Annotated in this window: 39 protein-coding genes; 23 read left to right on the top strand and 16 right to left on the bottom strand. The window is 66.4% G+C overall.

What is annotated here, in order from left to right; all coding sequences use genetic code 11:
* The 13 genes from OVA12_RS00570 to OVA12_RS00510 all read right to left on the bottom strand — a co-directional run.
* On the bottom strand, positions 1–400 hold a 400-nt coding region (locus tag OVA12_RS00570; protein WP_326493874.1), incomplete at its 3' end, for a tyrosine-type recombinase/integrase.
* A gap of 230 nt (positions 401–630) precedes the next feature.
* Positions 631–1,212, bottom strand: coding sequence for a hypothetical protein (locus OVA12_RS00565; RefSeq protein ID WP_268133712.1), 582 nt, complete (start codon positions 1,210–1,212; stop codon positions 631–633).
* Positions 1,193–1,429 carry a helix-turn-helix transcriptional regulator gene (locus OVA12_RS00560; RefSeq protein WP_268133711.1) on the bottom strand — a complete coding sequence of 79 codons (237 nt, stop codon included), beginning with the start codon at positions 1,427–1,429 and terminating at the stop codon, positions 1,193–1,195. Before OVA12_RS00560 ends, OVA12_RS00565 begins: the two co-directional genes overlap by 20 nt.
* A 43-nt stretch (positions 1,430–1,472) precedes the next feature.
* Positions 1,473–1,736 carry a DUF2312 domain-containing protein gene (locus tag OVA12_RS00555; RefSeq protein ID WP_268133710.1) on the bottom strand — a complete coding sequence of 88 codons (264 nt, stop codon included), beginning with the start codon at positions 1,734–1,736 and terminating at the stop codon, positions 1,473–1,475.
* Positions 1,737–1,741: 5 nt separating this feature from the next.
* On the bottom strand, positions 1,742–2,596 hold the full coding sequence (locus OVA12_RS00550) for a hypothetical protein (RefSeq protein WP_268133709.1): 855 nt from the start codon (positions 2,594–2,596) through the stop codon (positions 1,742–1,744).
* The gene (locus tag OVA12_RS00545; RefSeq protein ID WP_268133708.1) at positions 2,593–3,030 is read right to left on the bottom strand and encodes a hypothetical protein; all 438 of its coding nucleotides are present in this window, start codon (positions 3,028–3,030) and stop codon (positions 2,593–2,595) included. Before OVA12_RS00545 ends, OVA12_RS00550 begins: the two co-directional genes overlap by 4 nt.
* Positions 3,031–3,194: 164 nt before the next feature.
* A complete protein-coding gene (locus OVA12_RS00540; RefSeq protein ID WP_268133707.1) occupies positions 3,195–3,869 on the bottom strand; it encodes a hypothetical protein in 675 nt (224 codons plus the stop codon).
* Positions 3,862–4,128, bottom strand: a complete 267-nt coding sequence (locus OVA12_RS00535; protein ID WP_268133706.1) for a hypothetical protein — start codon at positions 4,126–4,128, stop codon at positions 3,862–3,864. Before OVA12_RS00535 ends, OVA12_RS00540 begins: the two co-directional genes overlap by 8 nt.
* Positions 4,128–4,406, bottom strand: coding sequence for a hypothetical protein (locus OVA12_RS00530; RefSeq protein ID WP_268133705.1), 279 nt, complete (start codon positions 4,404–4,406; stop codon positions 4,128–4,130). The genes OVA12_RS00535 and OVA12_RS00530 overlap by 1 nt, the downstream gene beginning before the upstream one ends.
* An 86-nt stretch (positions 4,407–4,492) precedes the next feature.
* Positions 4,493–5,020: a hypothetical protein gene (locus OVA12_RS00525; protein ID WP_268133704.1), complete on the bottom strand. Its 528-nt coding sequence runs from the start codon at positions 5,018–5,020 to the stop codon at positions 4,493–4,495.
* An 18-nt stretch (positions 5,021–5,038) separates the two neighbouring features.
* Positions 5,039–5,326, bottom strand: coding sequence for a hypothetical protein (locus OVA12_RS00520; RefSeq protein ID WP_268133703.1), 288 nt, complete (start codon positions 5,324–5,326; stop codon positions 5,039–5,041).
* Entirely contained in the window at positions 5,326–5,553 is a 228-nt protein-coding gene (locus OVA12_RS00515; RefSeq protein WP_268133702.1) for a hypothetical protein, read from the bottom strand. Before OVA12_RS00515 ends, OVA12_RS00520 begins: the two co-directional genes overlap by 1 nt.
* Positions 5,554–5,568: 15 nt before the next feature.
* On the bottom strand, positions 5,569–5,943 hold the full coding sequence (locus OVA12_RS00510) for a hypothetical protein (protein ID WP_268133701.1): 375 nt from the start codon (positions 5,941–5,943) through the stop codon (positions 5,569–5,571).
* 278 nt (positions 5,944–6,221) lie between these two features.
* Between OVA12_RS00510 and OVA12_RS00505 the strand changes: the two genes are divergently transcribed.
* Together OVA12_RS00505 and OVA12_RS00500 are read left to right on the top strand one after the other, a co-directional pair.
* Entirely contained in the window at positions 6,222–6,461 is a 240-nt protein-coding gene (locus OVA12_RS00505) for a hypothetical protein (RefSeq protein WP_268133700.1), read from the top strand.
* A 193-nt stretch (positions 6,462–6,654) separates the two neighbouring features.
* Positions 6,655–7,368, top strand: coding sequence for a hypothetical protein (locus OVA12_RS00500; protein ID WP_268133699.1), 714 nt, complete (start codon positions 6,655–6,657; stop codon positions 7,366–7,368).
* A gap of 456 nt (positions 7,369–7,824) precedes the next feature.
* Here OVA12_RS00500 and OVA12_RS00495 read toward each other — a convergent pair whose 3' ends face one another.
* The 3 genes from OVA12_RS00495 to OVA12_RS00485 form a co-directional block, all read right to left on the bottom strand.
* Entirely contained in the window at positions 7,825–8,103 is a 279-nt protein-coding gene (locus tag OVA12_RS00495; protein WP_268133698.1) for a hypothetical protein, read from the bottom strand.
* Positions 8,104–8,263: 160 nt separating this feature from the next.
* Entirely contained in the window at positions 8,264–8,983 is a 720-nt protein-coding gene (locus OVA12_RS00490) for a helix-turn-helix domain-containing protein (RefSeq protein ID WP_268133697.1), read from the bottom strand.
* Between the two features lie 185 nt (positions 8,984–9,168).
* Entirely contained in the window at positions 9,169–9,975 is an 807-nt protein-coding gene (locus OVA12_RS00485) for a WYL domain-containing protein (protein WP_268133696.1), read from the bottom strand.
* 83 nt (positions 9,976–10,058) lie between these two features.
* On the opposite strand from OVA12_RS00485, the gene OVA12_RS00480 reads away from it, so the two are divergent.
* From OVA12_RS00480 to OVA12_RS00380, 21 genes are all read left to right on the top strand, one after another.
* The gene (locus tag OVA12_RS00480; RefSeq protein ID WP_268133695.1) at positions 10,059–10,565 is read left to right on the top strand and encodes a hypothetical protein; all 507 of its coding nucleotides are present in this window, start codon (positions 10,059–10,061) and stop codon (positions 10,563–10,565) included.
* Positions 10,562–11,431, top strand: coding sequence for a GcrA family cell cycle regulator (locus OVA12_RS00475; protein WP_268133694.1), 870 nt, complete (start codon positions 10,562–10,564; stop codon positions 11,429–11,431). Before OVA12_RS00480 ends, OVA12_RS00475 begins: the two co-directional genes overlap by 4 nt.
* Positions 11,428–11,643, top strand: a complete 216-nt coding sequence (locus tag OVA12_RS00470; protein WP_268133693.1) for a hypothetical protein — start codon at positions 11,428–11,430, stop codon at positions 11,641–11,643. The genes OVA12_RS00475 and OVA12_RS00470 overlap by 4 nt, the downstream gene beginning before the upstream one ends.
* An 86-nt stretch (positions 11,644–11,729) precedes the next feature.
* Positions 11,730–12,020: a helix-turn-helix domain-containing protein gene (locus OVA12_RS00465; protein WP_268133692.1), complete on the top strand. Its 291-nt coding sequence runs from the start codon at positions 11,730–11,732 to the stop codon at positions 12,018–12,020.
* Positions 12,021–12,023: 3 nt separating this feature from the next.
* The gene (locus OVA12_RS00460) at positions 12,024–12,752 is read left to right on the top strand and encodes an SAM-dependent DNA methyltransferase (protein WP_268133691.1); all 729 of its coding nucleotides are present in this window, start codon (positions 12,024–12,026) and stop codon (positions 12,750–12,752) included.
* On the top strand, positions 12,749–13,957 hold the full coding sequence (locus OVA12_RS00455) for a DNA polymerase III subunit beta (protein ID WP_268133690.1): 1,209 nt from the start codon (positions 12,749–12,751) through the stop codon (positions 13,955–13,957). The genes OVA12_RS00460 and OVA12_RS00455 overlap by 4 nt, the downstream gene beginning before the upstream one ends.
* Positions 13,954–14,253 (top strand): hypothetical protein, encoded by a 300-nt coding sequence (locus tag OVA12_RS00450; protein ID WP_268133689.1) that lies wholly within the window; start codon positions 13,954–13,956, stop codon positions 14,251–14,253. Before OVA12_RS00455 ends, OVA12_RS00450 begins: the two co-directional genes overlap by 4 nt.
* A complete protein-coding gene (locus OVA12_RS00445) occupies positions 14,238–15,449 on the top strand; it encodes a helix-turn-helix domain-containing protein (RefSeq protein WP_268133688.1) in 1,212 nt (403 codons plus the stop codon). Before OVA12_RS00450 ends, OVA12_RS00445 begins: the two co-directional genes overlap by 16 nt.
* Positions 15,446–16,048, top strand: a complete 603-nt coding sequence (nusG, locus tag OVA12_RS00440) for a transcription termination/antitermination protein NusG (RefSeq protein ID WP_268133687.1) — start codon at positions 15,446–15,448, stop codon at positions 16,046–16,048. The genes OVA12_RS00445 and nusG overlap by 4 nt, the downstream gene beginning before the upstream one ends.
* Before the next feature lie 194 nt (positions 16,049–16,242).
* Complete coding sequence (locus OVA12_RS00435; RefSeq protein ID WP_268133686.1) at positions 16,243–16,623, top strand: HNH endonuclease; 381 nt, start codon at positions 16,243–16,245, stop codon at positions 16,621–16,623.
* Positions 16,624–16,727: 104 nt separating this feature from the next.
* Positions 16,728–17,201: a P27 family phage terminase small subunit gene (locus OVA12_RS00430; protein WP_268133685.1), complete on the top strand. Its 474-nt coding sequence runs from the start codon at positions 16,728–16,730 to the stop codon at positions 17,199–17,201.
* 1 nt (position 17,202) lies between these two features.
* Complete coding sequence (locus OVA12_RS00425) at positions 17,203–18,966, top strand: terminase large subunit (RefSeq protein ID WP_268133684.1); 1,764 nt, start codon at positions 17,203–17,205, stop codon at positions 18,964–18,966.
* Between the two features lie 21 nt (positions 18,967–18,987).
* Positions 18,988–20,190 (top strand): phage portal protein, encoded by a 1,203-nt coding sequence (locus tag OVA12_RS00420; RefSeq protein ID WP_268133683.1) that lies wholly within the window; start codon positions 18,988–18,990, stop codon positions 20,188–20,190.
* Entirely contained in the window at positions 20,187–21,011 is an 825-nt protein-coding gene (locus tag OVA12_RS00415; RefSeq protein WP_268133682.1) for a head maturation protease, ClpP-related, read from the top strand. Before OVA12_RS00420 ends, OVA12_RS00415 begins: the two co-directional genes overlap by 4 nt.
* A 10-nt stretch (positions 21,012–21,021) precedes the next feature.
* Entirely contained in the window at positions 21,022–22,311 is a 1,290-nt protein-coding gene (locus OVA12_RS00410; RefSeq protein ID WP_268133681.1) for a phage major capsid protein, read from the top strand.
* 54 nt (positions 22,312–22,365) lie between these two features.
* Complete coding sequence (locus OVA12_RS00405) at positions 22,366–22,626, top strand: hypothetical protein (protein WP_268133680.1); 261 nt, start codon at positions 22,366–22,368, stop codon at positions 22,624–22,626.
* Positions 22,626–23,171 carry a hypothetical protein gene (locus OVA12_RS00400; RefSeq protein WP_268133679.1) on the top strand — a complete coding sequence of 182 codons (546 nt, stop codon included), beginning with the start codon at positions 22,626–22,628 and terminating at the stop codon, positions 23,169–23,171. The genes OVA12_RS00405 and OVA12_RS00400 overlap by 1 nt, the downstream gene beginning before the upstream one ends.
* Positions 23,171–23,500, top strand: coding sequence for a phage head completion protein (locus OVA12_RS00395; protein ID WP_268133678.1), 330 nt, complete (start codon positions 23,171–23,173; stop codon positions 23,498–23,500). The genes OVA12_RS00400 and OVA12_RS00395 overlap by 1 nt, the downstream gene beginning before the upstream one ends.
* Positions 23,497–23,928, top strand: a complete 432-nt coding sequence (locus OVA12_RS00390) for an HK97 gp10 family phage protein (protein ID WP_268133677.1) — start codon at positions 23,497–23,499, stop codon at positions 23,926–23,928. Before OVA12_RS00395 ends, OVA12_RS00390 begins: the two co-directional genes overlap by 4 nt.
* A complete protein-coding gene (locus OVA12_RS00385) occupies positions 23,925–24,341 on the top strand; it encodes a DUF3168 domain-containing protein (RefSeq protein WP_268133676.1) in 417 nt (138 codons plus the stop codon). The genes OVA12_RS00390 and OVA12_RS00385 overlap by 4 nt, the downstream gene beginning before the upstream one ends.
* A 91-nt stretch (positions 24,342–24,432) precedes the next feature.
* Entirely contained in the window at positions 24,433–24,903 is a 471-nt protein-coding gene (locus OVA12_RS00380; protein ID WP_268133675.1) for a phage tail tube protein, read from the top strand.
* The last annotated feature ends 74 nt before the right edge of the window (positions 24,904–24,977 follow it).

The following is a 24,977-nucleotide window of genomic DNA, read 5'->3' as shown; positions in this document are numbered from 1 at the left end:
TGGGACGAAAGGCACCGTGTTTGCTCAATGGGTTAGGGGCAGGGCTGTCTCCCACTTTTTTCGGGCGTGAGAGGAGGCGTGGGGCGCCTTCGTCGGCAAGGCGCTTGCGCTCGGCAGAGCGGGTGTAGCCTTCTGCCTGGCGCAGCCGGGTCCAGCCGAACATGGACAGGAGTTGCGCGGCGGTGGCGCCGTTCTCGGCGGCGGTGACCGCGTTGGCCTTGCGGATGCCGTGGCTTGAGCAGTGGGTCAGTGCAGCCTCGTCAAACCATTTGCGCATGCGCTGGCCCAGGCCCTTTTCCTCGCTGTAGGGCTTGCCGTGGTCATTGATCAGCAGGGCGAGATGGCCGCCGTCTGCGGGCAGGGCGGCAATCGCCTCTGCGAGCGGCGGCAACACGATCATGTCGACGACAGTGCCAAACTTTCGCGCGCCGTCTTTTTCGAGCGAATGGCAAAGCCCTGGATCCGGATCTCGTTGCCGTCCGCATCCTGATCCATTGTCCAGTAGAGGTGCTGGCGGCCAGCTTTGACACGTCGGAGACGCGCAAAGATGTGTACAGTGAAAATCGGGAAGGCGAGGGCGGGCCTGGTGCGGGCCATGCGTGTCGAGATAGGCTTGCATCTCCGCCTCGGTCAGCGGGTGCTGACCGGTCGATGCGGTTTCGATCTTCTTGACCGTCTCGGCGGGATTGGCGCTCGCGAGCTTTTCCTCGACCGCCCATTGAACAGGGCCGACAGCGCCTTGACGCGGTGGTTTGCGGCCTCCGGCGCCTCGATCTTCTGGTCGCGCAATGTGGCGATGTGGGAGGAGCGCAGGCCTACAGAGGCCATTTCGGCGAGGCGCTGGCCGGACTTGCTGAGACAGGTTTCATCGCCGATGCCGTCGAGGACGCGGCGCTTTTGTTCCAGCGTGCTTTTTGCCAGCAAAGACTTGTTGCGGCGCAGGTATTCGCGCACCAGCCAGGCGTAGGTGCCCTTGCCGGCGGTTTCCGCCATCGGCTTTGGCCGGGTGTCGGCCTTGACATAGGGCTGGCCGAGGCGGGCGCAGGCCAGCTCGTCATAAAAGGCATCAGAGCCATAAGGCTCGCGCAGGCGGATCTTGGGCAGGCCGGCGCGGCGATAATAGCAGCGCAGGTTGCCGTGGCGGTCCTTGTCGAGGACGATGCCTTTCTCGCGCTTCATGGCGTCCCTGTGGTCAGTCGACAAAATCGTCATGCAGGCGGGCTGTCCGCGCCGGGGCCGGGTTGCCGTTGGCGTGGGGCAGCTCGTCAAAGTGGCGATCCAGTTCGACAATATCCCAAACGAGCCGACCTGCAAGAGCCCGCGCCGCCGGCATGACGCCCTCAGCGACCAGGCGGTCGAACAATGTGACGCTGATGCCGACATATTGTGCCGCCTGGCCCCGGTTGAGGCCGCGCGGGGCAACCGGCATGCGCGGTGTCAGCCTTGGTCAGATCGAGCGCGGCCGTCATCGGTCAGCCTCCGAGCGCTGTCATGTAGAGGTCGAGGATGGCCTCCTCCTCCTGACGTTCGTGCGGCTGCTTCTTGCGCAGGGAGATGACCTTGCGCAGGATCTTCGGGTCAAAGCCGTTGCCCTTGGCCTCGCCATAAACGTCCTTGATGTCATCGGAGATGACTTTCTTTTCCTCCTCGAGGCGTTCGATGCGCTCGATGAACGCGCGGAGTTGATCGCCTGCGGGCATCGGGACGCTGAGGGTGATCTCGCTGGTCTCGGTCATGGGGGTTACTCCGTGGGGGTGGTGATTTCGACGGGGATGTCCAGCGTTTCGCAGTTCCGACTTTCCGTGAACTGCCAGCAGCGCAGGGCGAGACGGTGGCGTTTCTGCCAATCATGGACGGTCGCGCGGATCGCTGCTTTAAGCTCGCTCTCCTGATCCGGTGAGATTTCGTCGATTGGATGCGGCAATCCCTCCACTGTTCCGCAGTCGTTGTCGTCCATGCGCTCGGCGGCGAAGGCGATCATGTCATCGATATCGAGCCACTCTGCGAGATTTTGATTGTTGTCTCGGTACTCGCCGATATGGGCTTTGAGGCGCCATCCGCCCTGATCGTCCTGGTACTCGCCGCCCCTGTCGGATCTCAGCATCCGGACCAGGTCATCGCGGCTTTTGGCGGGGCCAATGGCGAGGTTCTCGCCGCCGTCATAACTTGCCCACCAGTTCCAATCGCCGGGGCAGGGGTGTTGCTTCTCTGCGGGGGCGATCGGGTGCATCTGCGGGATTGGTGTCATGGGGGTTACTCCTTGGGATGAGGCCGCGCACGCGGGCGGCGTTGAGGATGGCGTTTGCGACGGCGCGGATGTCGGCGGCTTTGGATGGCTCGTCCATCTCCTCGGCGGCGGCGGCGTCGCTTTGCAGGGGTCGGCGGCGCAGGCGAGGAGGCGCAGGCGCGTCGGGCGCAGATCAAAGCCGCGCCCGGGCTGAGGCTCTGCCGCCGGCATGGTCCAGGCCTCATTGAGGAGCTGGACCTGCTGCAGCAGGGCTTCACGCACAGGCTCGTTGCCGGCCAGCATGTGCGCGATGGTGCGGGACAGCTCGCGCAGCTGGTGGCGCAGCTCGGTCTGTTCGGTCTCGGTCATGCTGCCTCGCGCGCTGGTGTTGCGGCGCTGACGCGCGCGCGCATCATGAAGGCGCGGAAACCAAGATCTGGACAGCTGTCGCTGAAGCGCAGCCATGCCGTGTATCTGGCCTGTGCGCGGGACTCCGCGGCGATGCTGATTTCGATGTCGTCGAAGGCGACAAGAAACAGGCGCTGCTTGTTGCCGAGCTGGAGCAGGTGGCGGGCGAGTGCGGCGCGGCCTGCGTCTGTGACCTGGTAGCAGTGCATATCGCTGCCGATGATGCGGATTTGCCTCCAGTGCGGCGGCTCAAAGCCCTCTGTCTCGTCGGTCGCATAGTGGTTGCGATAGCTCGGGCGCAATGGATCGAGCGGCCTGCCAAGCGCATGGTCGATCCGGTCCATGGTCGTGTCGTCCAGCTGGCGGTTGATGCTGGGATTGTCAGTCAGAGGCACGGGCTTTCTCCTTGATGACCTTGACCTTGGTAACGAGGGTGCGGCGCTTGCTGGCGACCTCGTTGGCGATCTTGCGGGCCTAGGCGGCGGTGGCGGCCGATATGCCCATGGTGGTGTTGTCGGTGAAAAACGCCTTGAAGGGCGTCAATGGCGGGGAGGAGCGGTCAAGCATGGCCTGGCTCCAGCGTGTCGATGTTGCCGATGTGAACGCTAAAGCTGATGGCTGCCACCCAAGGATTAACATCCCATTCGCCGGGGCCGTGCAGGCTGTCCCAGAGCGTGCAAAAGCTCTGGGCAGCAGTCGGGCAACATTGTGTGCCGGGGAATAGGTAATCCACCCACCCATTTGTATCACGCCAAACGCCCTCGGCTTTGGCATCTGCCTCGCTGATCTCCTGTAGCAGCTGGACGCGAACGTCCGTCACCAGCAACGTCAGGCGCGATGCCCAGCGGGGCATGTGGATGGATGGCTTCCACGGCGGATTATCCAGCGTGCTTTCCGTGTCCGGGTCGAACCATGTCAAGCGACTGTCAGTGGCGCGAAACCAGACTTTCTGCTCCCCGACTGGCCGGCCCAATTCGTCGTCAATGTCGTGGCCAACTACAAAGGCTTCCCGGACCCAAAGCTTGTCGCCAACAGCGTAGGGCGCTGCGCGATCAGGCTGCGTGCTGGAGCCGCAACGGCGCATCCCCTCATTTTTACGGGCGTAGATCGGCCACGTTACGTAGCCGGGTCCGTCGCTTTTGAGCGGCTTCAGCACGCGCCGCGTTTGCGTCTTCCTGCCGTCGAGCAAGGCTCGAACCATCGGCGCGCTGAAAATGATCGGACGGTCACGCATGCCCGGCCTCTCCCTGAGTCGCGGTGTGCAGGCTGTAGCGACCGAGGTCGGCGGCAATGTCGTGCCACGCGTCGGAGGCAAACTCGGCGTGGTCGATATGCAGTGCCGAACAAGCAAGGACAAAGGCTGTCAACAAACAGTACGCTGCGCTGTTTTGGCCTGAGTTTTGTGGCTGTACCAGCTGTGCGGCGCGCATCAGGGTCATCGCGCGGGTGACCGTGGTGCGGGCGTCGGCGGGTTGGGGTGTCTGGTCTGTCATCAATTCGCTCCGTGGGGGATCGCGCTCGCGGCCTCGGCCTGTGCGGTCTGGCTGGCGAGGTGGGTGTCGACGGTTGCGGTGATGACCGGCAGCAGCCAGCTTGCGGTTGTGACCGGGTCCTGATCCTCCTGACGGCAGAGCAGCACAAAGGCTGTCAGCAGGCTGACGCCGGCCTCGAACGGGGGTGCGCTGCCCGGCTGGGCGAGCCGCGCGATCCGCATTAGGGATTCGGCGCGGCTTGGGGTGTGTGGGTCGGGCGTGATCTGGGTGGCGGACATGCTTGATCCTTGTGGGGCTGGTCAGAGCAGGGAGCCGTACCAGAGGGCGAGGGCTGTGCCGGGCTTGAGGCCGTAGAGGGGTTCGGTCAGGAGGTATTCGCTGCGCCGTGAGAACGTGAGGCGGACGAGTGAGGGTGCGTGCGGCCGTGTGCGCGCGGCTCCAGTGCGGTGACCTGCGCGCTCACGTCGATCGGGGTGCGGGTCTTGCGGTCGATCAGCCGGTAGCGCGGGGCGCGGTCCGTGGCCTCAGCGTCGAACATGTCAGCCTCGAAAGCGACGTGTTCGGCTGCGCCGGACGGGTTTTCCAGCACGGCCACGCGGCGCGCCTGGCCGGTGGCGTCCAAGCGGGTTTCCTCGCGCCAATGGTCAAAGGACAGGGCGAGCGTCAGGGCGCTGCGGTAGAGGTCGTAATCATAATCGCTGGTGATGGCATTGAAGGGCAGCAGGTCAATTCCGCCGCCGAAGCTGGCGAGGCGCAGCACGGGCGTCTTGCCCTTGTGCTCCAGCAGGCGCGGCCACGGATCGCGCCGGGTCTTGATGTCCTGATAGACCGGCGCGGGGCTGGCGATCTCGGTGGCGACGGCATTGGCGACTTTGCTGGTGGCTGGGGTCATCATCTGGCTCCGGGTTGATCAGGACAGGGCGCGGTCGAACGGATGACCGAGCGCGCGGGCGAGGTATTGACAGGTCTCTGTCCTGTTGCCGCGCAGGGCCCATTCCCGCGCGATCTCCATGTCGTCCTGTCGAATGGTGAGCTGGAGCGGATCGCGCTTGCGCTGATCCGGAGTGAGGCGCGCGCGCGCCTGCAGCTCTTTAAACTCGCGCTGGTCGATGACCCGCATGGATCTCAGGGCGAGCAAAAGGTCGTCCGGGTCGAGGTCGGTCAGGTCGACTTCGGCGTCAACGGTGATGGTCGTCATCACTTTGCTCCTTGGTTGAACGGTGCCCCGGCCGCGCGGGGAGGAGACACGCGGCCGGGGGTGTGGACGACGCTCGGGAGGTGCGCGTCGTCGACGGGGATGGCGTAGGGGTCGGCCTCGCGGATGGCGGCGCGGCGGGCGCGGGTGATGCCGATGACCAGCGCGGCGACGCAGAGCGCGGCGCTGAGGGCCATGGGCGCGAGGATGATCAGGGCGGTGCGGGTCATGTCGATAGCCTCTCCTCAGGCGCCGCGATCAACCTCGGCTGGCGAGTGGGTCGGTGGACACAGCATGTCGTGGACCATCCTGATGTCATCGTCGTCCGGCACGGTGTTGAGAGCGACGGACAGAAACCTCGGGTGGTCGTTGTCACGTCCGACGCCGACAACCCGGAGCGCGCTGCTGAAAAGCGCGTGCGGCCAGCGCATCAGATGGTGCTTGATCGCGTTGCCCGCGCGAGCGGCGGCTTCGGAGTTGGCCTGGCCGAACCCGTAGGTGATAACGTGTTCGCGGCCCGGCTCGCCGACCTTGCGCGCGACAATGATGACCTGATCCCACCCGTACTTAAGCGCAATGTTGCGGGCGGTCTTGATTGGGAGGCTTGGTTGTTCGCTCATGTCACAGGGCTCCGGTGCGCAGGATGAGAAAGGCGGCCTCGCCCAGGCAGATGCCTGTGGCGAGGCCGCAGGTGGCCGCTGCCAGCATGCCCCATGCGCCGTCATGACTGACGGCGGGCGCGGCGCGGCGGGGTGTTCTGAGATCACAAAACGGGTGGCGTTGAAATCCGCTTGGCACCGCTGGCGCGGTGCACGCGGGGGCTGTAGCGTCTGGCTGCGCGGCCGGGGTGAAGCCGTCCTCGCAGGTTTTGGCTCTCACCCTGCGAAGGAGAGAACGCATGTTTGTAGTTGCCGATGGGGAACTGACCGCAGAGCTGGTCAGCGTGGTGCAAGAGGGTGACGTGGCTGTGGCCACGGTTCGCGTGACGGTGGCAGGCAGGGCCTCGGACCTGGCTGTCCCGTTTCCGGCGGAACGATTGGCAGCCGGGGAGCTGGCTGCGGCCGGTGCGCATCTCCACCGCCTGGCTGCGGCCATAGCGTCGGCCAGCGAGCATTTTGACAGCGGTGTGAGCGGATAACGCATGCATGCCTCCCAACGGATGCGCGCGGGTAATCCGCGTGCATCGGCGCACGATAGTGTTGCGTGCTTCGTTTAAAATGCACGCCAAAGCGTGCATGTCAAGCCGAGCGATTTACGCGGCGCTGTGGATGACATGGCGAGCGGGGCCGGTGCTGACGGGCTCGCTAGAAATTGCAGAGGGTTGAAGGGTGATGAGCTTGCGCAGTGAAAGTTTCAACTGGCTGGAAATGTCGCGTGCGGTCAGTGCGCTGGAGGCGGCAATTGTTGGGGCGGAGGTCGCCGAGATTCGCCTGCACGACGAGGTCATTGATTTTGAGGCGGCGGTTGATGCCTCAAACAAGGGGCGGACAGGGGAGCATTTCAGAAAGTCCCTCAATACCTTGCCGCCCAGCCGGTTTCTTGGCGTCTCGGGCTGGGCGTCGGATGGTCGCGTACTGTTCACGACTGCGAACAGATATGACGATATCGGCGGCTGGGATCTCCAGCGCTATATTCGGGAATTCTGGGGGCGTTGCTACGTTGGGGTGGATGGTGCGCCTGCGCGGCTGCATGACGACGCTGCCGCGTTTGCGCGCGGGCGGCAAGGGCCATTCGTCTACATCGGCGAGACGTTTGTAGATCCGGCGTTGTCGGGCGGTAACGTTGCAGCGCATCTGGTGCGCATGTGTATTCTAATCAGTTGCATGAAGTGGTCGCCAGCATACATCTATGGCTGGATGGTGCCTAAGCATGCATTCAAGGGCCTCGGACTGCGGTGGGGCTTCACCGAATTCTATTCCAGTGCGCTACGCTGGCAGGTGCCTCCTGCAACAGCGGCATATGAAGACTTGTGTTTTCTCGGCTGTACACCAGCTGGCGTCCGGCAGATCCTTCGCAGCCCGTTGCTCGAGTTGCAGAGGTCGTGAGGCCAAATGAGTAGCACAGGGTGTAGTTTGCGCCCTGGCCGTTGCTGTAGGGGAGCAGCAGACGGTGGTAGCGGACGCCGGATGTTGAGGTCGTTAAGGCACGTCCTGCCGAAACGATATCGAAAACGGGCATGCCGCCAATCGCGCAGTCGTAATAGCTTTGTGCGCAAAGCCCTCGATAGTCACGGCTAAGAAGGGCTTTGGCGGCATTGGCGCTTTGAGCGAATGTGCGCCCGAATTGCTGGGCTGCGAGGCTTTCGCTGCCGCACCAAAGGATGTCCGGTGTGTCGGCAGATTGCGGGGTGCCGTCGAGGATAACGAGCTGTGCGCCGGCGAGAGCCGCGTCCTCATTGAGAAGCCCTGCGCTAGACTGCCACCGCTGGAGCAGGGTGCAGGCCATCGCGTCGCCGTGGCCGCTCGTGAGGTGATCGAGAGTAAGCCGCGACGCGAATGTCTTCATGGTTGGTTCCCGGCTTTTGCTGCCGCAAGCAGGATGACCGGGCTGGCGGCGTCTATCCAAGTTAAGGCGTCTTGGCCGGACAGTGTATCCGGCCTCGAATGGCCAAACAGGTCGAAGCATATGACGCCGGCGACCAGCATGTAGACGTTATAGCGCCGCGCGGCTTCGATATACGAAGCAAGTACACGTGCGTCATCTATTGCGATTGTGTCGCTTAAGATATTCGATGCCGCGCTTAAATACAGGTCGTACGGATCTTTGTCAGGTGCAGGCATTAACTCGTAACCCGATGGGGCGGGGGTGGCAAAACGTGCCGATGCCGGACTTACGCACAATTAGATTTTGAAAGGCAAGTAAAATTCGCGGTTAAGCATGTTGCGCAGGTGGGTAATACGTGTGTGATTGTACGGCGGTTGCGCTACAATGCGGCAGGTTTCAGGGTTGTATTTGGCGGTCTTTACGCAGTTGGTCGTAGAGAAACTTTACCAGTTCCATGCGCTTCTCAGCGCTCTGCATAGTTCCGCTCAAGCGCTGCTCGTACTGGATTGCAAGATCATGGGCTTCTTTGAACAGTTCCAAGTCGATTGAACTACCTGATGCGTCTGTCTCGATGCCGTCTGCGTCGCTTTCGAAATCTGTCGTCGGAGCGGGGAGGGCCAAGCTCTTGCTGCCTTGAACGCGCATGCGGAACTGTTCGGCTGCGGCTTGCGCGTCCTGCCATTCCATACCGGTTGTGATCGTCGTCAGTTCGTCGAGTTCATTCGATGCGGGAAGGCCGGACAGGATCCAGCCTGTCGGCACATTGAGCGTCCGCGCGATGCGATCAAGATCGCCGAGCCTCGGCTCGCCTTGGGACTTGAACGCCTGGCTTAGGTAGTTGTCACCGAGCCGCGCCATCTTCGATGCCTTTCGCATCGAAAGCCCCGAAAACGCCCATGCGGCTTTAAGCCTATCTTGCCATGTCACGCCCATGCGTGAGTTATACAAAGTGGATTGCACGCTCGCACGCACGTAAATTCGTGGGGTCTCGGTTGATTTGCACGCCAAAGCGTGCATATTTGGCGTATGCATAAAGAGCTGCTGACCAAAATCGACGCGTTCTTGTCTCTGAAACATGGGGCCGGTGAACGCATGTGTGAGTGGACATTCGGGCATCGTGCCGCCTGTAACGGTCGCCTCGTGGAGCGGCTGCGGGCCGGGGGCGATGTCCGGACGAAAACGGCGCGGCGCGTTGTCGACTACATCGACGCCGAGACGGCGCGCTTGGCGACAACGTCACCCTCTCACGCCGGCGAAAAGACGTCATCCCGCAACTCAGAGGAGATTGCGGGATGAGGGCGTCAGGCAATCGGCAGGCCGGTGAGGTCCTCGGCGATGGCGTTGACGAGCGCCAGTTCGGCGCTGTGGCGTTTGCCGTCTGCGTCCATGACGGCGAGGCAGGCGACGAGGGCGCTGGTGATTTCCTGCGGGCTGCGGTTGCGCAGCATTTCCACCGCTTCGGCTATGGCTGTTTCGGGCGGGCGCAGGCGGGCGATGTAGCGCGACAGGCGCGGCATCCAGTCGTGATCAAAGGCGTGGCCGGCGCGCTCGGCAATCTCGGCGCAATGCAGCGCGGCCTCGTCTGCCTCGACCTGGATGAACCGGCGGTCGCCGCGGCCAACGGCGGCGAGCAGGATTGCGTGCGGGCTGATGTGGGCAAGTGCCTCCTGCCAGCGGGTGCGGCTGCCGGGCTGCCGCGCGGCGGGGCGCGTGAATGTAACCAGCTGCGGCGTCATGCCGAAATTGTCGGCGAGGAAGGTGGCGACATCGTCATGCACCTCGCCGTCATAATCGATGCAGCAGGCGATGCGGTCGACGCGGAAAGAGCGCATGGCCTTGCGCTCGTGGCAGCGGGCGTAGAGCAGCGGCGTGCCGTCTGCGCCCTCGCGGATCGCCCAGACCGTGATGCGGCGCGTGGAGGCCTCGCCCTTGGCGTTGACATAGTCAATGGCGAAGGACTGGCCTTCGGCATGGCCGAGATCGGCGCGGGCGTCGTCGTCCTCGTCGTCGTCCGCCATGGGCAGGCGGATGGCGCGCGGCGGTGGCGGCGCGGCCATGAGCGCGATCTCAAAGGCAATGGCGTCAATCGCCGAACGTATTCCCGTCATCCCCAGCACCTCCCGGTTTGCTTGCGTGCAGATCAGCACGCGCACGCGCGGGAGTCGAGTCCCTGTGCCGCAGGAGGCCGTCCATGAAACTGCCGAGACCATCCAACGAACACCAGCGCGCGGCCTTGAAACGCGCCTGCGCCCACCAGGTGCGGCAAGCGGGCGGGCAGGAGGCGGCGGCGGCGTTGACGCGCGTCGGCCGCCAGACCGTGCAGACCTATTGCTCGGCGGCGGCGGACCATGCCGACGTCTACATGCCGCTGGATGTCCTGCTCGACCTGACGCTGGACGCGGTGACGCGGGACGAGGCGCCTTTGCTGCTGCGCGAGATCTGCGCGCTGTCGGGCGGGGCCTATGTGGCCGGGCCGGGCGCGGGCGGGGCGGCGGCGGACTGGGGGCGGATGCTGGCCGCGGTGGCCGGGCAGCATGGCGAGGCCGTTGCGGCCGTGTGCCAGGCGCTGGCCGATGACGGGCAGGTGAGCGCCGACGAGGTGCGCAGCCTGCGCATTCGCGACCTTTTGAGCCGGGTGATCGAGAGCCTGACGGCGATGCGCGCGCGGGCGGACCAGCTTCTGGAGGATGGTCAATGAGCGGGGCGGGACAGGGTGACCGGCCGTGGCGGCAGCTGACGGCACAGGAAAAACAGGCGGCTGTGCTGCCGCTGGCGGATGCGGGCCTGAGTTACGCCCAGATGGCGGAGCGGCTGTCCGTCCGGCACGGGCCGATGCGGTTTACGCAGACGGCGGCGGCCTGCCGGGCGGCGGGGATTGTTGCGGCGCGGCGCGCGGCGGCACTGGCGCTGGTAGGGGGTGAGGCGGGCGAGGCCGGGGCGGTTGCCGGAGAGCGGCCTGAGGCCGCGTGGGGCGGATTGCGCCCGGCGGACAAGGCGGCGGCGCTGCGCCCGCTTGTCGAGGCCGGGCTGTCGGCATCGCAGATCGCTGCGGCGCTGGCACCGCGCTATGGCGTGTTGAGCCGCGAGTCTGTGATTGCCGCGTGCCGGCGGGCCGGGCTGGCTCTGCAGCAGCCGCAGGGTTCGACGTCGCGGGCAGCGGCGGCACGGCGCGGGGCGGTGGCGGCAGGCGACGGGGCAAAAACGCGGCTGGTGAGCGGCGATGCGGCCAACCGGCAGCGGCCGGACCCGGCCAGCCTGCCGACGCTTTCGGCGCTGTTGGCGCGCATGGGCGGACATTCGGCGAGCCATGCGGAGCGGGCGGGCATGACGGCGGACGAGCGGCGGGCGCTGGCGCTGACCTCCTGCCGCCCGGCCGGGCCTGTCGGGCTGCATGCACTCAATGCGCAAACCTGCCGCTGGCCGCTGACGGCGGATGACGGATCGACGGTTTACTGCGGTGAGAGCCGCACGCATGGGGCGTTTTGCAAGGGCCATGGGGCGCTGGCCTATTGCCCGGCGCCTGCGGACAAGGCGCGGCGGAAAAAGGGGAGTGCCAAGGGATGAGTGCGGCGCTTGCCTCTTTTCACGCGGATTTCACCCCGTTCGGGGCGCGGAGCCTGCTCACGCTGTTTGTCAGCGCCCAGGCGGGGCACCGGGCGCGGGGGCTCGGCCGGGCCATGCTGACGCCTGCCGATGTGGCGGGGCTGGCTAGGCTGCCGGGTGGCGGCGGCGCGGGACGTGATGTCCGGCGCGCGGCGGCGGGTGGCGGCGGATGACCTCGACCGGCTGGCCGGGTTTTGCGGGCTCACCTACGGCGATTTTCAGGAGCGGGCGCGGCACTGGTCGCAGGGAGGGGCGGGCGATGCTGCGGCTTGACCGGATTGCCCTCGGGCAGGCGCTGGCGGGCGGGCGGGCGCGGTGGCGGCTGACGGTGCGCGAGGCGGCGGAGCTGACTGGCGTGTCCTCGGCCACGATCAGCCGGGCGGAGCGGGCGAGCGAGGATGCCTATCAGTCGGCGCAGAGCGTGCTCGTTCTGTGTGCGGTCTATGGGCTCGATCCTCTGGCGTTTCTCGTCGAGTGCGGCGGGGAGGTTGCTGTGGGTGACATGATCCACGTGCAACCCCCCATGAAACAAACCTTAGCGGGAGGTTAACCGATGGGGGGCTTGCGGAAAGCGCAGCCGGCGGCGGCGCGGGCAGTGATGGCCTCGCGGGTCGAGCCGCGCGGGTCGGACGACTTCTTTCCGACGCCGCCCTGGGCGACGCGGGCGCTGTGTGCCGAGGTGCTGGGACTGGATCCCGGCGCGGCGCTGTCGGTTTGGGAGCCAGCCTGCGGCGAGGGGCATATGGCCGTGCCGCTGGCGGATTTCTTCGCCGAGGTGGTTGCCTCTGACCTGCATGACCGGGGGTTTTCGCCGCTGCATGGCTCGAAATGGGACTTCCTGTCGCTGCTGCCGCAGGACCAGTTTGAGCCCGGCCGGTTCGACTGGATCATCACCAATCCGCCCTTTGGCGACTTGCCGCAGCAGTTTGTCGAGCGGGCGATGCTGCACCGGCCGCGCGTGGGTGTGGCCATGTTTGTGCCGCTGCGCTGGCTGGAGACGATTGCCCGGGCGGTGGAGCTGTTCATCCCGCTTCCGCCGCATGTGGTTGCGGTGTTTGCCGAGCGCGTTGCCCTGACGCGGGGCGGCTGGGACCCGGATGCCGGGACGGCCACGGCCTATTGCTGGGTTGTCTGGCGCACGGACGGGGCGGCGGCGCGGCCGCTGCAATGGATCGCGCCGGGCGCGGCCAAGCGGCACAGCCGGGCGGTTGACCTGACACTGGTGCGGGCGCGCTGCCCGCAGGAGGCGGCCGGGCCGCTGTTTGAGGAGATCGAGGCATGATGAAGATTGTGACGACGGCGGGGCAGCTGCGGGCGGGTCTGGCGACGGTGTTGCCGGTGGTTGAGCGCTGGATGCGCGCGCCGATCCTCACGGGCGTGTTACTGGACGGGGCGTCTGTGACCGGAACCGACCTCGACGTCGAGGTGCGGGCCGCGTTTGCGACCGCTGAGGCCAGTGGCCGGGCCGTGGTGCCAGCGCGGCTGCTTTCGCGGCTGTTGCTCGCGTTTGACGCGGATGAGGTGCTGACGCTGTCACGCGCTGAGGGCGCGGTGGCGGTGACGCTGGATCATGCGCGCGGGCGGGTGGTGCTGCCGGGGTTTGAGCCTGCCTACTGGCCGGAGCTGCCGTTTACGCCGGAGGGTGCGCCGGTGACGGCGGGCGAGGGGTTTGCCCAGGCGATTGCGCGGTGCCTGCCCTACGTGTGCCGCGAGGAGACGCGGTTTTACCTGCAGAACGTGCTGATCGAGGGTGGTCTGGCTGTTGCGACCGACGGGCACCGGCTGGCTGCCGAGCCCTGCGGGCTGCGCGGTGAGGGGGCGCTCTCCTCTGTGCTGCTGCCGATGGGGGCGGCGGGCCGGGTGGCGCGACTGGCCGGGCCGGTCACGGTCACGGCGGGGGCGTTGCAGCGCGCTCGGTTCGAGGGTGGCGGCGTGCGCGTGACGGCAAAACTGTGCGAGGCGACCTATCCGAACTGGCGGCGCGTTGTGCCGTCGGGTGAGCCTGCCTTGCGCATGACGCTGGATGTGGCGGCGACGCTGCGGGCGCTGCGGCGCGCGTCGGCACTGCTGGGTGACGGGCCGCGATCAGTCAGGCTGGTGATGTCGCGCAGCGTGGTCGTCATCGAGGCGCGCGTGAGTGACGGCACGGCCCTTGAGGAGGTCGTGGCCGGGGCGCGGGTTGAGACAAACGGCGGGACCGGCGATGCGGTGGTGCTTGAGGTCGATGGACGTTATTTCGCGCAGCTGCTCCGGAACTGGGCCGGTGCCAGCGAGGTCGTGATCGAGAAGGGCGATTTCGTCGTCGCCGGGCAGCGGCCTAATTTCAAGGGCGGGGCGGCGGCTGGCGCGCCGCTGGTGCTGCGCGGGGAGCCGGATGCGGACGGGCTGGCGCGCATGGCGTTGCTGATGCCCATGCGTCTGGACACGCCGCCAAGTGACTACGCAATGCGCCTGCTGGCGCGGTGCGGGGAGCTGGTGGCGGCATGAGCGAGGTGGCGCTGTCCCGGTTTGAGGCTATCTCGGCGCGGCTGGGGCGGGACGATGTGTCGCGCGAGGTGCTGCGCGAGCTGTGCGAGCGGCACCAGCCGGGGCAGGCCGTGCGCGTGAGCCGGGCGGTGCTGGGCCGCGACCTGGGCCACCCCGCGCATTACGTGGCGCTGGCGCTGTTCCGGCTCGCTGCGCTGCAGGTCATTCGCGAGGTGCCGGTGGTCGGCGTTCCCTATCAGATCTCTGACTATTCCCTGAATTTTCTGGAGGAGGCGGACGCATGTCCATCCTGTTGATGTCCCGTATTTTCAAGGCGCGCATGGGGAGCCCCTCGCGCAAGCTTCTGGCCCTGCGGCTGGCCGACTATGCCGACGACGAGGGGCGCGGCATCTGGCCAACCGTTGCGACGCTGGCCGAGCAGACCGAAATGGACCGGCGCACGGTGCAGCGGCACATGGCCGACTTCGTCAAGGAGGGCCTATTGGTGGTTGTGGCGGAGGCCTCCGGGCGGCCCGGTCAGGCGACCCGATATGACATGGTGCCGGAGGCAATCGGGCGGGCGGCGGTGGGCTCTGACGGGTGTCATGGTGTCACGGGTGACATTGCGCCGCCCGTCGAGACGGGTGACACGGGTGCCGAGACGGGTGACATCCACGACAGAGACGGGCGGCACCACGCCGCCCAAACCGTAATAGAACCATCAAGAACCATTATTGAGAGAGAGCGCGCGAGCGGGAACGCGGACAGCGCCACCGATGGCGCGGTGCGTGCCGAGACGATGCGAGCCCGGATGAGGCGGGTGCACCGGGAGTGGCCGACCTTTGCAACCGACAGTGAGGTTGCAGCCGAACGAGCCTGGGTTGCACTGACCGACGAGCAGCGCGAGGCGGCGGCGACGGGGCTGGCGGCCTATGTGGCCGAGGCGCGGCGGACCGGGCGGACCAAGTTCTGCTCGTTCTCGACCTACCTCGCCGAGAAGCGCTGGGAGCGGGTGACGGCGGGTGCGGCCTCAGCTGCAGCCTCCACCCATGCGGCTCCGGCCTGGGGTAAAGCTTGGGCGGCGGCGCGGTTTGCGGCGCTGGCGGCGGACCCGGACCCGCGCTGCAACATGGCTCCGACGCGCATGCAGCAGCAGATGATCGCAGCCGGGACGCTGTCGGCGGACGAGGTGCGGCGGGCGAAACTGGCGGCGGGTGGCTGGCCGCGCGTCAACACGCTGGACGACAACGCGCTCAACCGGGCGCGCGGCACGACTGTTGACGCCGCGGTGCTGGCGCTGGCCGAGCGGACCGAGCAGGTGCACCGGGGCTCGGCCCTGTGGCGGGCGTGGGCGGAGCTGCACAGCCAGCGCGGCTGGCCGTGGTTTGCCGATGCTGGCCGCTGTGCCGAGTGGGTGTATTTCCCGGCGCGTGAGGCCGGTGCGGGCGAGACCGTCGCGGATGTTGCGGCGGCGGCGGATGCGTTTCTCGACACTGTGAGGGGGCGGGCATGACACGGCCAATCACACCGGCAAATTACGCGATGATCCAGCAGCTGGAGCTGATGATGGCGCTGGTGCGGCATGTGCCGCTGGAGTGGGTGGTGGCGTGGTGCAATCCGCGCTGCGAGCAGCGGGCGGCAACCGCGCTGGGTGACCGGGGCGTGCTGACATACCTGCCCATGGTTGCCGAGCGGCGGCAGACCGGGCGCGACAAGCGATTGATTGAGACCTACCGGCCGATGATGGTGCGGTATCTGTTCGTGGGGCTGGATGTGGCCGGCGGCGAGACGGTTGACCTGGTGCGGGCAACGGACGGCGTCGAAGGGCTGTTGTCGGTGGAGCGCGGCGGGCGGGCGGTGCGTGTGCCGGTGCGCGATCTCACGCGGGTGATCGCGACCTCGATTGCCTCGTTCAGGGGGCGTGAGATCGAGGTTGGCCACAAGTTTCAGCTGGGCGATGTGGTGCTCGTTGTGGATGGTCCGTTTGCCGGGCAACAGGTTGTTGTCAAAGGCGTTGCGGCGGGCGGTGAGGCGGTGCGGGCGGATGTTTCGGCGTTTGGCGGCGACGTGCCGGCAACGCTGCCTGTTGACAGCCTCAAGGCGTCGGCGTAACTCTCAGCGCAGGACAACTCGTCGGATCCCCCGGGGCTGCGCGGACAACGCGAACAACAGACCGACCGGGGCGGCGGACCCGGCCAGCATAGACACCGGAGCGGTGGAGCTGGCGCGGCGGGTTGCTATTGAGATCAGGATGACGACAGCAGGCTCGCGGATCGCGGGCCTTTTTTGCGTTTTGGGGTCGGGCGATGGCAGGCCGCCGGGATGATCGCAGCGCCGAGGCGGCTGAGTACCGGCGCTGGTACAACACCGCGCGGTGGAAGCGGCGGCGTCTCGCGCAGCTGGAGGCAAGCCCGGTCTGCGAGTTTTGCCTCAAGCGGGGCATCGTCAATGACGGCTCGCGGCAGATGGACGGCAGCGTCCAGACCAATCCCCGGCGGCGGTTTCTTGTGGCTGACCACATCGTCGCGCATCGCGGCGACGCCGAGCTGTTCTGGTCCGGCGCGCTGCAGACGCTGTGCCCGGATCACCACGACAGCGTCAAGCAGGCCGAGGAGGCGCGCGGCTATTCGACCGAGGTCGGCATCGACGGCTGGCCGGTCGACCCTCGGCATCCCTCGGCGGGGTAGGGGGGGGGCAAAAGGCTGAGCGCCTCGCCCCGGATACCGGCGGAAGAGGGTTTCTGTGTAGCGGGTGGGAATTGGAGGCAAAAAGCCACCAGTGAGAGGGTGAGATGAAGGGGCGCAAGCCGAGTGAGGAAACCGTTGTCCCGTTTACCGGCGACGGTGGCAACGATGAGCGGATGCGGGAGCGCGGGCGGCAGATCGCGGCCGAGCTGAAACCCGACTATCTGAGCCCTGGCGCTGCAGCGATCTATGACCGGCTCGCGCCGATCCTGTGCAATCCGACCATCAATCGCCTGCGGGAGCCGATGCTCGAGACGTTCGTCCTGATGTGCGAGGCGCGGGCGCGGCATGAACAGCTGCGACGGTTCATGGCGACGCCGGGTGTCGGCGAGACCTATGTGACACAGACCCGGAACGGCGAGCAGATCAAGTGCCGACCCGAGGTCGGGCAGCTCAATGAAACATTCCGCCAGTTCCTGACGCTCGCCCGGGATTTCGGGCTGACACCGGCAGCAGAGCGCGGGCTCAAGAACGCAGGGCCGAGTGCCGAGGCGGATCTGTTCGAGGACGATTTTACCTGACATGCGCACGGACCCGGACGTTGATCCGGTGACGGCCTGGGCCGAGGATGTCGACGCGGGCCGGGTCGTTGCCGGTCCCCATATCCGCGCTGCCGCCAGGCGGCATCTGACCGACCTCGAGGAGGCGGGCAAGCGGGGCCTGGTGTTCGACAGGGACACGGCGTTGCGGGCGGTGGAGTATTTTCCGCGCCGGTTCCGGCTCAATGGCGGTCAGTTCGAGGGCCGGCCCTTCCACCTGCATCCGAGCCAGCAGTTCCGAATCGGCTCGCTGTTTGGCTGGCTCAACAGCGACACCAAGCTGCGCCGGTTCCGCCGGTTTTATGACGAGGAAGGCAAGGGCAACGGCAAGAGCCCGATGCTTGCCGGCATCGGGCTTTACGGCCTCGTCGCCGATGGTGAGCCCCGCGCCGAGATCTATGCGGCCGCATCCAAAAAAGACCAGGCGATGGTCCTGTTCAAAGATGCGGTTGCCATGGTGCAGCAGTCGCCGGATCTGGCCCGCCGCGTGCGTCCGCACGGCGTCGATCCAGTCTGGGCCTTGACCTATCACGGCAAATCGGGCGACCGGCGCGAATTCAAGCCGATCTCGTCGGACGAGGGCAAGTCCGGGCCGCGCCCGCATATGGCGCTGACCGACGAGGTGCATGAGCATCGCAACCGCGACGTCATCGACATGCTGGAGCGCGGGTTCAAATTCCGGCGTCAGCCCCTGTTGTGCATGGCCACGAACGCCGGAACAGATCGAAAGAGCGTCTGCTTCGAGGAGCATACGCACGCAATCAATGTCGCGCATGGCATCGTCGAGGATGACACGACGTTCGCTTTTGTCTGCTCCCTCGATGAGGGGGATGACTGGGAGCGCGATCCCTCGTGCTGGGGCAAGGCGAACCCGCTGCTCGGCTCGATCCTGTCTCATGAGTATCTGGCGCTGCAGGTCGACCAGGCGGTCAAGATGCCGGGCAAGCGCAATGGCATCGCCCGGCTGCACTTTTGCGAATGGACTGACGCGGTGACGGCCGCCTTCAAGCACCAGACATGGTCGGCCTGTCTTGGCGAGGCTGATGTCGATGCGCTGATTGCCGCCGGGTATCCCTGCTATGGCGGTCTCGACCTGTCGCAGTCGCGCGATTTCACGGCCTTCACGCTGACCTGGGTGCTCGACCCGACCAAGGACGCCGAGCGGTTTGTCAGCAAGACGTGGTTCTGGACGCCGGGCGACACGCTGCGCGAGCGCGCGGCGGCGGACAAAGCGCCCTATGAGGTCTGGGCGCGCGACGGGTTCATAGAGCCGGTGGACGGTGACCGCATCCGCTATGCCTGGGTGGCCGACGCGCTGCAGCGCATTTGCGCGAGGGCGCGACCGCGCGAGGTTGCGGCGGATCAGTACGGGCTGGAGCGGCTGCGCGAACACATGCTCGACGGCGGCCAGTCCATCCCGTTCGTGATCCACCCGCAGGGGTTCAACCGGCCGGGTATTGGAGACCGACAAGGACCTGCCCGAGGGCGAGCAGGAAATCTATCTCTGGATGCCGGACAGCATCAACAAAATGGAAGCGGCGGTCCTCGAGGGCCGCATCGTGATCGAGCGCAACCCGATGATGACGAGCTGCGCGGCACATACCGCCTACACCCAAAACCGGACCGGGCACCGGATGCTGGACAAGCAGAAAGCGACGGGGCGCATCGACGGCATGGTCACGCTGACCATGTCCATCGGTGTTGCCACGTGCCGCACGCGCGCAGCTCCGCCCCCCTCGGTCTATGAGACACGCGGGATATTGATGCTGTGAAGCGACTGCTTGACCTCTTTCGCCGGGACCCGGCGCCGCGTGCCGAGGGTGGCCTGTCGCTCACGTCGCCGGAGCTATATGCGCTGATCGTCGATGCGCTCGGCCAGCGGACAACACAGTCCGGGTTGACGGTGACGCCGAAGGTTGCGCTGCGCAATCCGGCTGTCCTGCGCAGCGTCAGCCTGATCTCGTTTGCGGTCGGGCAGCTGCCGCTGCATCTGATCCGCATGGCGGACAGGACCAAGGAGCGGGACCATCCGCTGTTCAAGATCCTGCACCGTCGGCCTAACCCGTGGCAAACATCGTTCGAGTTTCGGGCGTTGATGCAGCAACGGGCGCTGACGCAGGGCAGCGCCTATGCGCGGATCATCCGTTCGCGTGGCAATGTCGTGGCCCTCGTCCCGATTGCGTCGGTCATGCCGCGACAGCGCGATGACTGGCGGCTGGAGTATGTCGTCAGCAACCGCGATGGCTCGCGGATTGTGCTGCCGCAGAGCGAGGTTTTTCACGTGCGGTTCGGCCTGTCGGATGATGGGATCACCGGCCTCTCGCTGGTACAGCAAGCGGCCGAGGCCATCGCGCTTGCGATGCAGACTGAGCGCGCGGCGGCCAACCTGTTCCGTCGCGGCGTGATGGCAGGTCTGGTCCTCGAGACAAAGGGGCAGGTAACGCCAGAGGCATTCGAACGCCTAAAGGCGAGCCTTGATGAGCGCGAGGGCGCGGAGAATGCGCACCGCACGATCATCCTCGAGGAGGGGATGACGCTCAATGCCGCGCCGACCACGGGCCGTGATGCTCAGGCACTGGAGCAGCGGGCGCACCAGATCGAGGAGATCGGTCGCGTGTTCGGAGTGCCGAGACCGCTGCTCGGCATGGCCGATACGTCCTGGGGATCGGGCATCGCCGAGCTAGGGCAGATGTTCGTGCTCTACGGGCTCAATCCGTGGTTCGAGGCCTGGGAGCAGGCCGTTGCCCGCGATCTGCTGACGGATGCCGAGGCGGACGAGCTGGAGGCCAAGTTCAACGCGGGCGCGTTGCTGCGCGGAAACATGAAAGATCAAAGCGAGTTTTTCGCGCGCGGCCTCGGCTCCGGCGGGCATCACCCGTGGCTGGAAATCGACGAGGTGCGCGAATTCATGGACCTGCCGGAGGCGCGCAACCTGCCGCCGATGCCCGGCCAGAAGGAGACACGTCAATGAGCCTGCGCACCTTGCCAAGCGTGCAGATCGAGCGGCCCCTGGCCTATGTCGGCGAACCGGCATCCAAAGCGCTGGAACGGTGGACGCCGCTTGCGGCCGAGGGCGACGAGACGCCCACGATCTCGATTTATGACGTGATCGGTCAGGACTGGTGGACCGGCGAGGGCGTGACGGCCAAACGGATTGCGGGCGCGCTGCGGCAGATCGGCCCGGTCGACGTGACCGTGAACATCAACAGCCCCGGCGGCGACATGTTCGAGGGCGTCAGCATCTACAACCTGCTCGCCGAGCATCCGGCACGGGTGACCGTGCGGGTGATGGGGCTCGCGGCCTCTGCGGCCTCGATCATCGCCATGGCGGGTGACACGGTGCAAATGGGGCTCGGCTCGTTCCTGATGATCCACAACAGCTGGGGTTCAGTTGTCGGCGGTGAAGCAGATTTTGCCAGCGCTGCTGAGGCGTTCCGGGAGTTCGATAAGGCGATGGCCGGGATCTACGCCGCCCGCACGGGCCGTGACCAAGTCGAGATTCGCGCAATGATGAAGGAGACGACTTGGCTCTCTGCAGGGAGTGCCATCGAGCTGGCCTTTGCCGACGAGACATTCACCGCGCCGGACCTCAGTCCGACGACGGACACGCAGAAAGCCGCACGCTCGCGGCTCGACATGAAGCTTGCCAAGGCGGGGGTGCCGCGTTCCGAGCGGCGCGCCCTGATGCGGCAGGCCTTCCCCGGCACGCCTGGCGCTGCCGCTGAGACCATGCCCGGCGCTGGTCTGGACGTTGGCGCCGTACAGCGCCTGATTGCCACCCTGAAAAAGTGAGACAGAAAAGATGACTATTCATACCAGCGCCGCCGGACAGCGCGGCATCCTGTTCGCTCGCGCGCAGGGCAATGGCCCTGATGCGGTTCTGGCCCAGCTGGGTCAGGCGTTTGAGGAGTTCAAAAAGACGCACGCCGAGGAATTGGCTGGCATCAAGGCGCAGTATGCCGACGTGGTGACGGCCGAGAAGCTGGAGCGCATCAACGCTCAGGTCGGCGAGCTGCAAGCGGCGCTCGATCAGCAGGCGATCCGAGCGGCTGCCCGGGATCACGGGCCGGGCGCACCGGCGGTGATGACTGAGGCAGACCGGGCCTACGCGCAGACGTTTGATGCGTTTGTGCGAGGGCGCGTCGACGAGAATGCGGTCAAGGCGGCGATGCGCGTGCAGGGGGTTTCGGCGGCCTATTCGGTCGGCTCTGACTCGGACGGTGGCTACACCGCGCCGGTCGAGTGGGATCGGACGATCACTGACAAGCTGGTGCTGATCTCTCCCATGCGCCAGTTCGCTGCTGTGCAGACCGTCACCGGACGCGGCTTCAAACGGCTTTACAACATCGGCGGGACGTCCTCGGGCTGGGTGGGGGAAACGGCTACCCGGCCTGAAACGAACAGCAGCCAGCTGGCAGAGTACGGTTTTGCGTTTGGCGAGATCTACGCTCAGCCGGCCGCGACCAACCAGATCCTCGAGGACAGCGAGATCAACATCGCGGCATGGCTTGCCAGCGAGGTTAACACCGAGTTTGCCCGGCAGGAGGGCGTCGCCTTCATCTCCGGCGACGGCGTCAACAAGCCGACCGGCTTGCTCAACTATGATGCTGCTGCGGAGGCGGCGCGTCCGGCGGCGCAGCGCCATCCACTCGGAGCGGTCGAGGAGATCAAGACCGGTGCGGCTGCGGCACTCACCTCCGATGGTCTGATCGACCTCACGACCAGCCTGCCGGCGGAGCGGCGTGCCGGTGCAGCCCTGTATGCCAACCGGCTGACGTATCGCGCGATCCGCAAGCTGAAGGACGGTGATGGCAACTATCTCTGGCAGCCGTCCTATCAGGCGGGTCAGCCGGCCACGCTCAACGGCGAGCCCGTGCGCGAGCTGTCCGGTCTGCCGAATGTCGCCGCCAATGCGATCCCGATTGTCTACGGCAATATGGCGGAGGCGTACCGGATTTTCGACCGGACCGGGGTCTCGGTGCTGCGCGATGCCTACACGCGTAAGCCATACGTGCTGTTCTACACGACCAGGCGCGTCGGCGGCGGGCTCTGGAATCCGGAGTGGATGCGCTATCACCGCGTGGCGGCCTGACGTTGATCCCGGCGGGCGCGGTGTGCGCCCGCCGCCTTTCCAAGGAGATGAGCGATGCCGATTGTGACGAAGCCGTTCGAGGGCGTCAGGGCCGGGGAAATCTATCCGGTGGTGATCGAGGCTGGCGGCGAATGCCCGCCCGAGCTGCTGGCAGCAGCCATTGCGCTTGGCTGTGTCGATGTAGCGGATGACCCGAATGCTGGTGGTGGGGATGACACGGATCAGAGCGAGCCGGACCAGGTCAGCGCTAACGACGCGCAGAACGACGAGGCTGCCGCGTCATCGCCCAAGCGGGCAGGCAAGACGGGTGTGTGATGCCGGCGGTCCGGATCGAGGCTCCTGCGGGGCCGGTCGTCAGCGTGGCCGAGTTGCGCGAGCATCTGCGGTATGAGCCAGGCGACAATGACGCAACGCTGGCGGCGCTCGAGGCGTCGGTTGTCTCCGAGCTTGAAGGGCCGGGCGGGGCGCTCGGCCGGGTGATCCTGCCGCAGCGCTGGCGGGAGGAGTTTGCCGAGGCTGGCCTGCAGCGTCTGGCGTTGCCTGACGTGACCGAGGTCAGCCTGCGCGTGATCGAAGGGGCAACCGCAACGCTGGTGGCTGGTCCTGCCTGGGGCCGTGACGCGCGCGGCGCCTGGGTCGATCTGCCGAGCCTTGCGGCGTATCAGCCCGGGGCGCTGTGGCGCGTCGACTATCTCTGTGCCCTGCCGGAGGAGCGGCTGCCGGCGGCGCGGTTGCTGGTCAAGTTGCGGGTGGGTGCGCTCGACATGCTGCGCGAGGGCGTTGTAGTGGGCGCGTCGCCGCTGGAAATGCCGGGCGGTGCGTCGGCGCTGATCCGCCAGCTGCGTTGGAGGAGCCTCTGATGCGCGCGGGGCAGATGGATCAGCGCGTGGTGATCAGTCGCCTCGACCGGGTGCCGGATGGGCTCGGCGGTGCGACCGAGGTGCCGGTGCAGATCAGCGCCTGTGCAGCCCATGTGGTTTTCGAGACCACGCGGGAGCGGCGCGAGGCGGGCCGGATCACCGATCCGGTGCGCGGCGAGGTGCGTGTGCGGCGCAGTGCCAGCACGCGGCAGGCGGCAGTCAATGACCGCGTCGTGATCGCGGGAGCGTCCTACCGCGTCATATCGGTGACGGATCGGGGACGGGCGGTTGCCGAAATTTCCCTCGGTGTGGAGCGTGTGACCACATGACCAAGTCGCAGATCAAGGGCGTTGGCCGGGTGCGGGCGGCGGTCAAGGGGATGCCGGGGCGGGTGCGGGTGGCGGTGGCGCGGGAGATCGAGGCCGGGGCGCAGGACGTGCTCGACACGATGCGCGGGCTGGTACCGGTGCGCACGGGTGATCTGGCGGCGGCGCTGAGTGCGCAGGTTGATGGCGACGGCTTACGGGCGCGGATCGGGCTGCTGTCGCGGACAGCCGCGCGTGAGCGGTTCTACTGGCAATTCATCGAGTTCGGGACCAAAGGCTCTGCGGAGCGCAACATCCCGCCGATGCCGGCGAGCCCGTTCATGGGGCCGGCGCTGGATCTCAACGCGCCGGGCATCGCGGCACGGATCGGCCGGGCGACCGGCGGCGTGCTGTCCGCCGGGGCGGCGCTCAAATCGCGGACCAGAAAATGACAACCGAGGTCAATCGCTGGGTCTACCAGCGGCTCACGGCAGCGCTCTCCGCGGTGCCGCCGCTGCCGGCTGTGCCGGTGTACGATGTGGCGCGGCCCGGCCAGGCGCTGCCCTATGTGCAGATCAGCCGGGTGGTCGCGGCCAAACAAGACCGGCTGACGGATCTCAAACGGCGCTGGCTGGTGACGCTGTCGGTCTGGTCGGCCTACAGCGGACAGGCCGAGTGCCTGCGCATCATGGGCCGCATCCGTGGCGGGCTGCACCGGCGGCGCGGCGACCTCACCGACGACAGCGGTAACGTCTCGGGCCGGGTGGTGCTGTGCACGGTACTGACCGAGGCGACGAGCCCGGAGCCGGATGGGCTGACCTTCATGGGGCAGATGAGCCTCGAAATCCTGACCGAGCAACTCTGACATACGCGGCGCCTGCCGCCGATCAATCCTCCAGATGGAGGTTTCTGCCGCCCGCGAGGCGGCTTTTTCGTGTCCACAGGAGACAACGACAATGGCAGTACAGACTGGCGCAGGGGCGCGCATTTCCATCGGCCCGACCACGGCCGCGACCACACCGACCGCGTACGCGGCGCTGACGCCCTGGACCGAGATCGGCGAGGTCGAGGATATCGGCGAGTTCGGCGACAATGTCGGCCTTGCCAATTTCACGGCGCTGAACAATCGGCGCGTCCGCAAGTTCAAGACGAGTTTTGATGCGGGCGATCTGCAGCTGACGCTGGGGCGTGATCCTGCGGATGCTGGCCAGGTGGCGCTGGCTGCAGCGGTTGCGGCTGATGCCGACTACGCGATCCGGATCGAGCTGGACGACAAGCCGACTCCGACCGGGAAAAACACCATTTTCTATTTTCACGCGGCGGTGACGAAACTGACGACGCAGGTCGGCAATGCCGACGCCATCGTCAAGGGCTCGGTCACCATGGCCATCAACACGACGGTTCTGATCGTCCCGGCTGCCGCCTGACGGTCGGCAGCCAACTGGCCGGCGGCGAGTGTGCCGCCGGTCCTTTTCCTTGAGCCACATAACAGGAGCAAATC

It is taken from the genome of Pannonibacter sp. SL95, assembly GCF_026672425.1.
Lineage (GTDB): Bacteria > Pseudomonadota > Alphaproteobacteria > Rhizobiales > Stappiaceae > Pannonibacter.
This window is presented reverse-complemented; position numbering and strand designations above follow the sequence as displayed.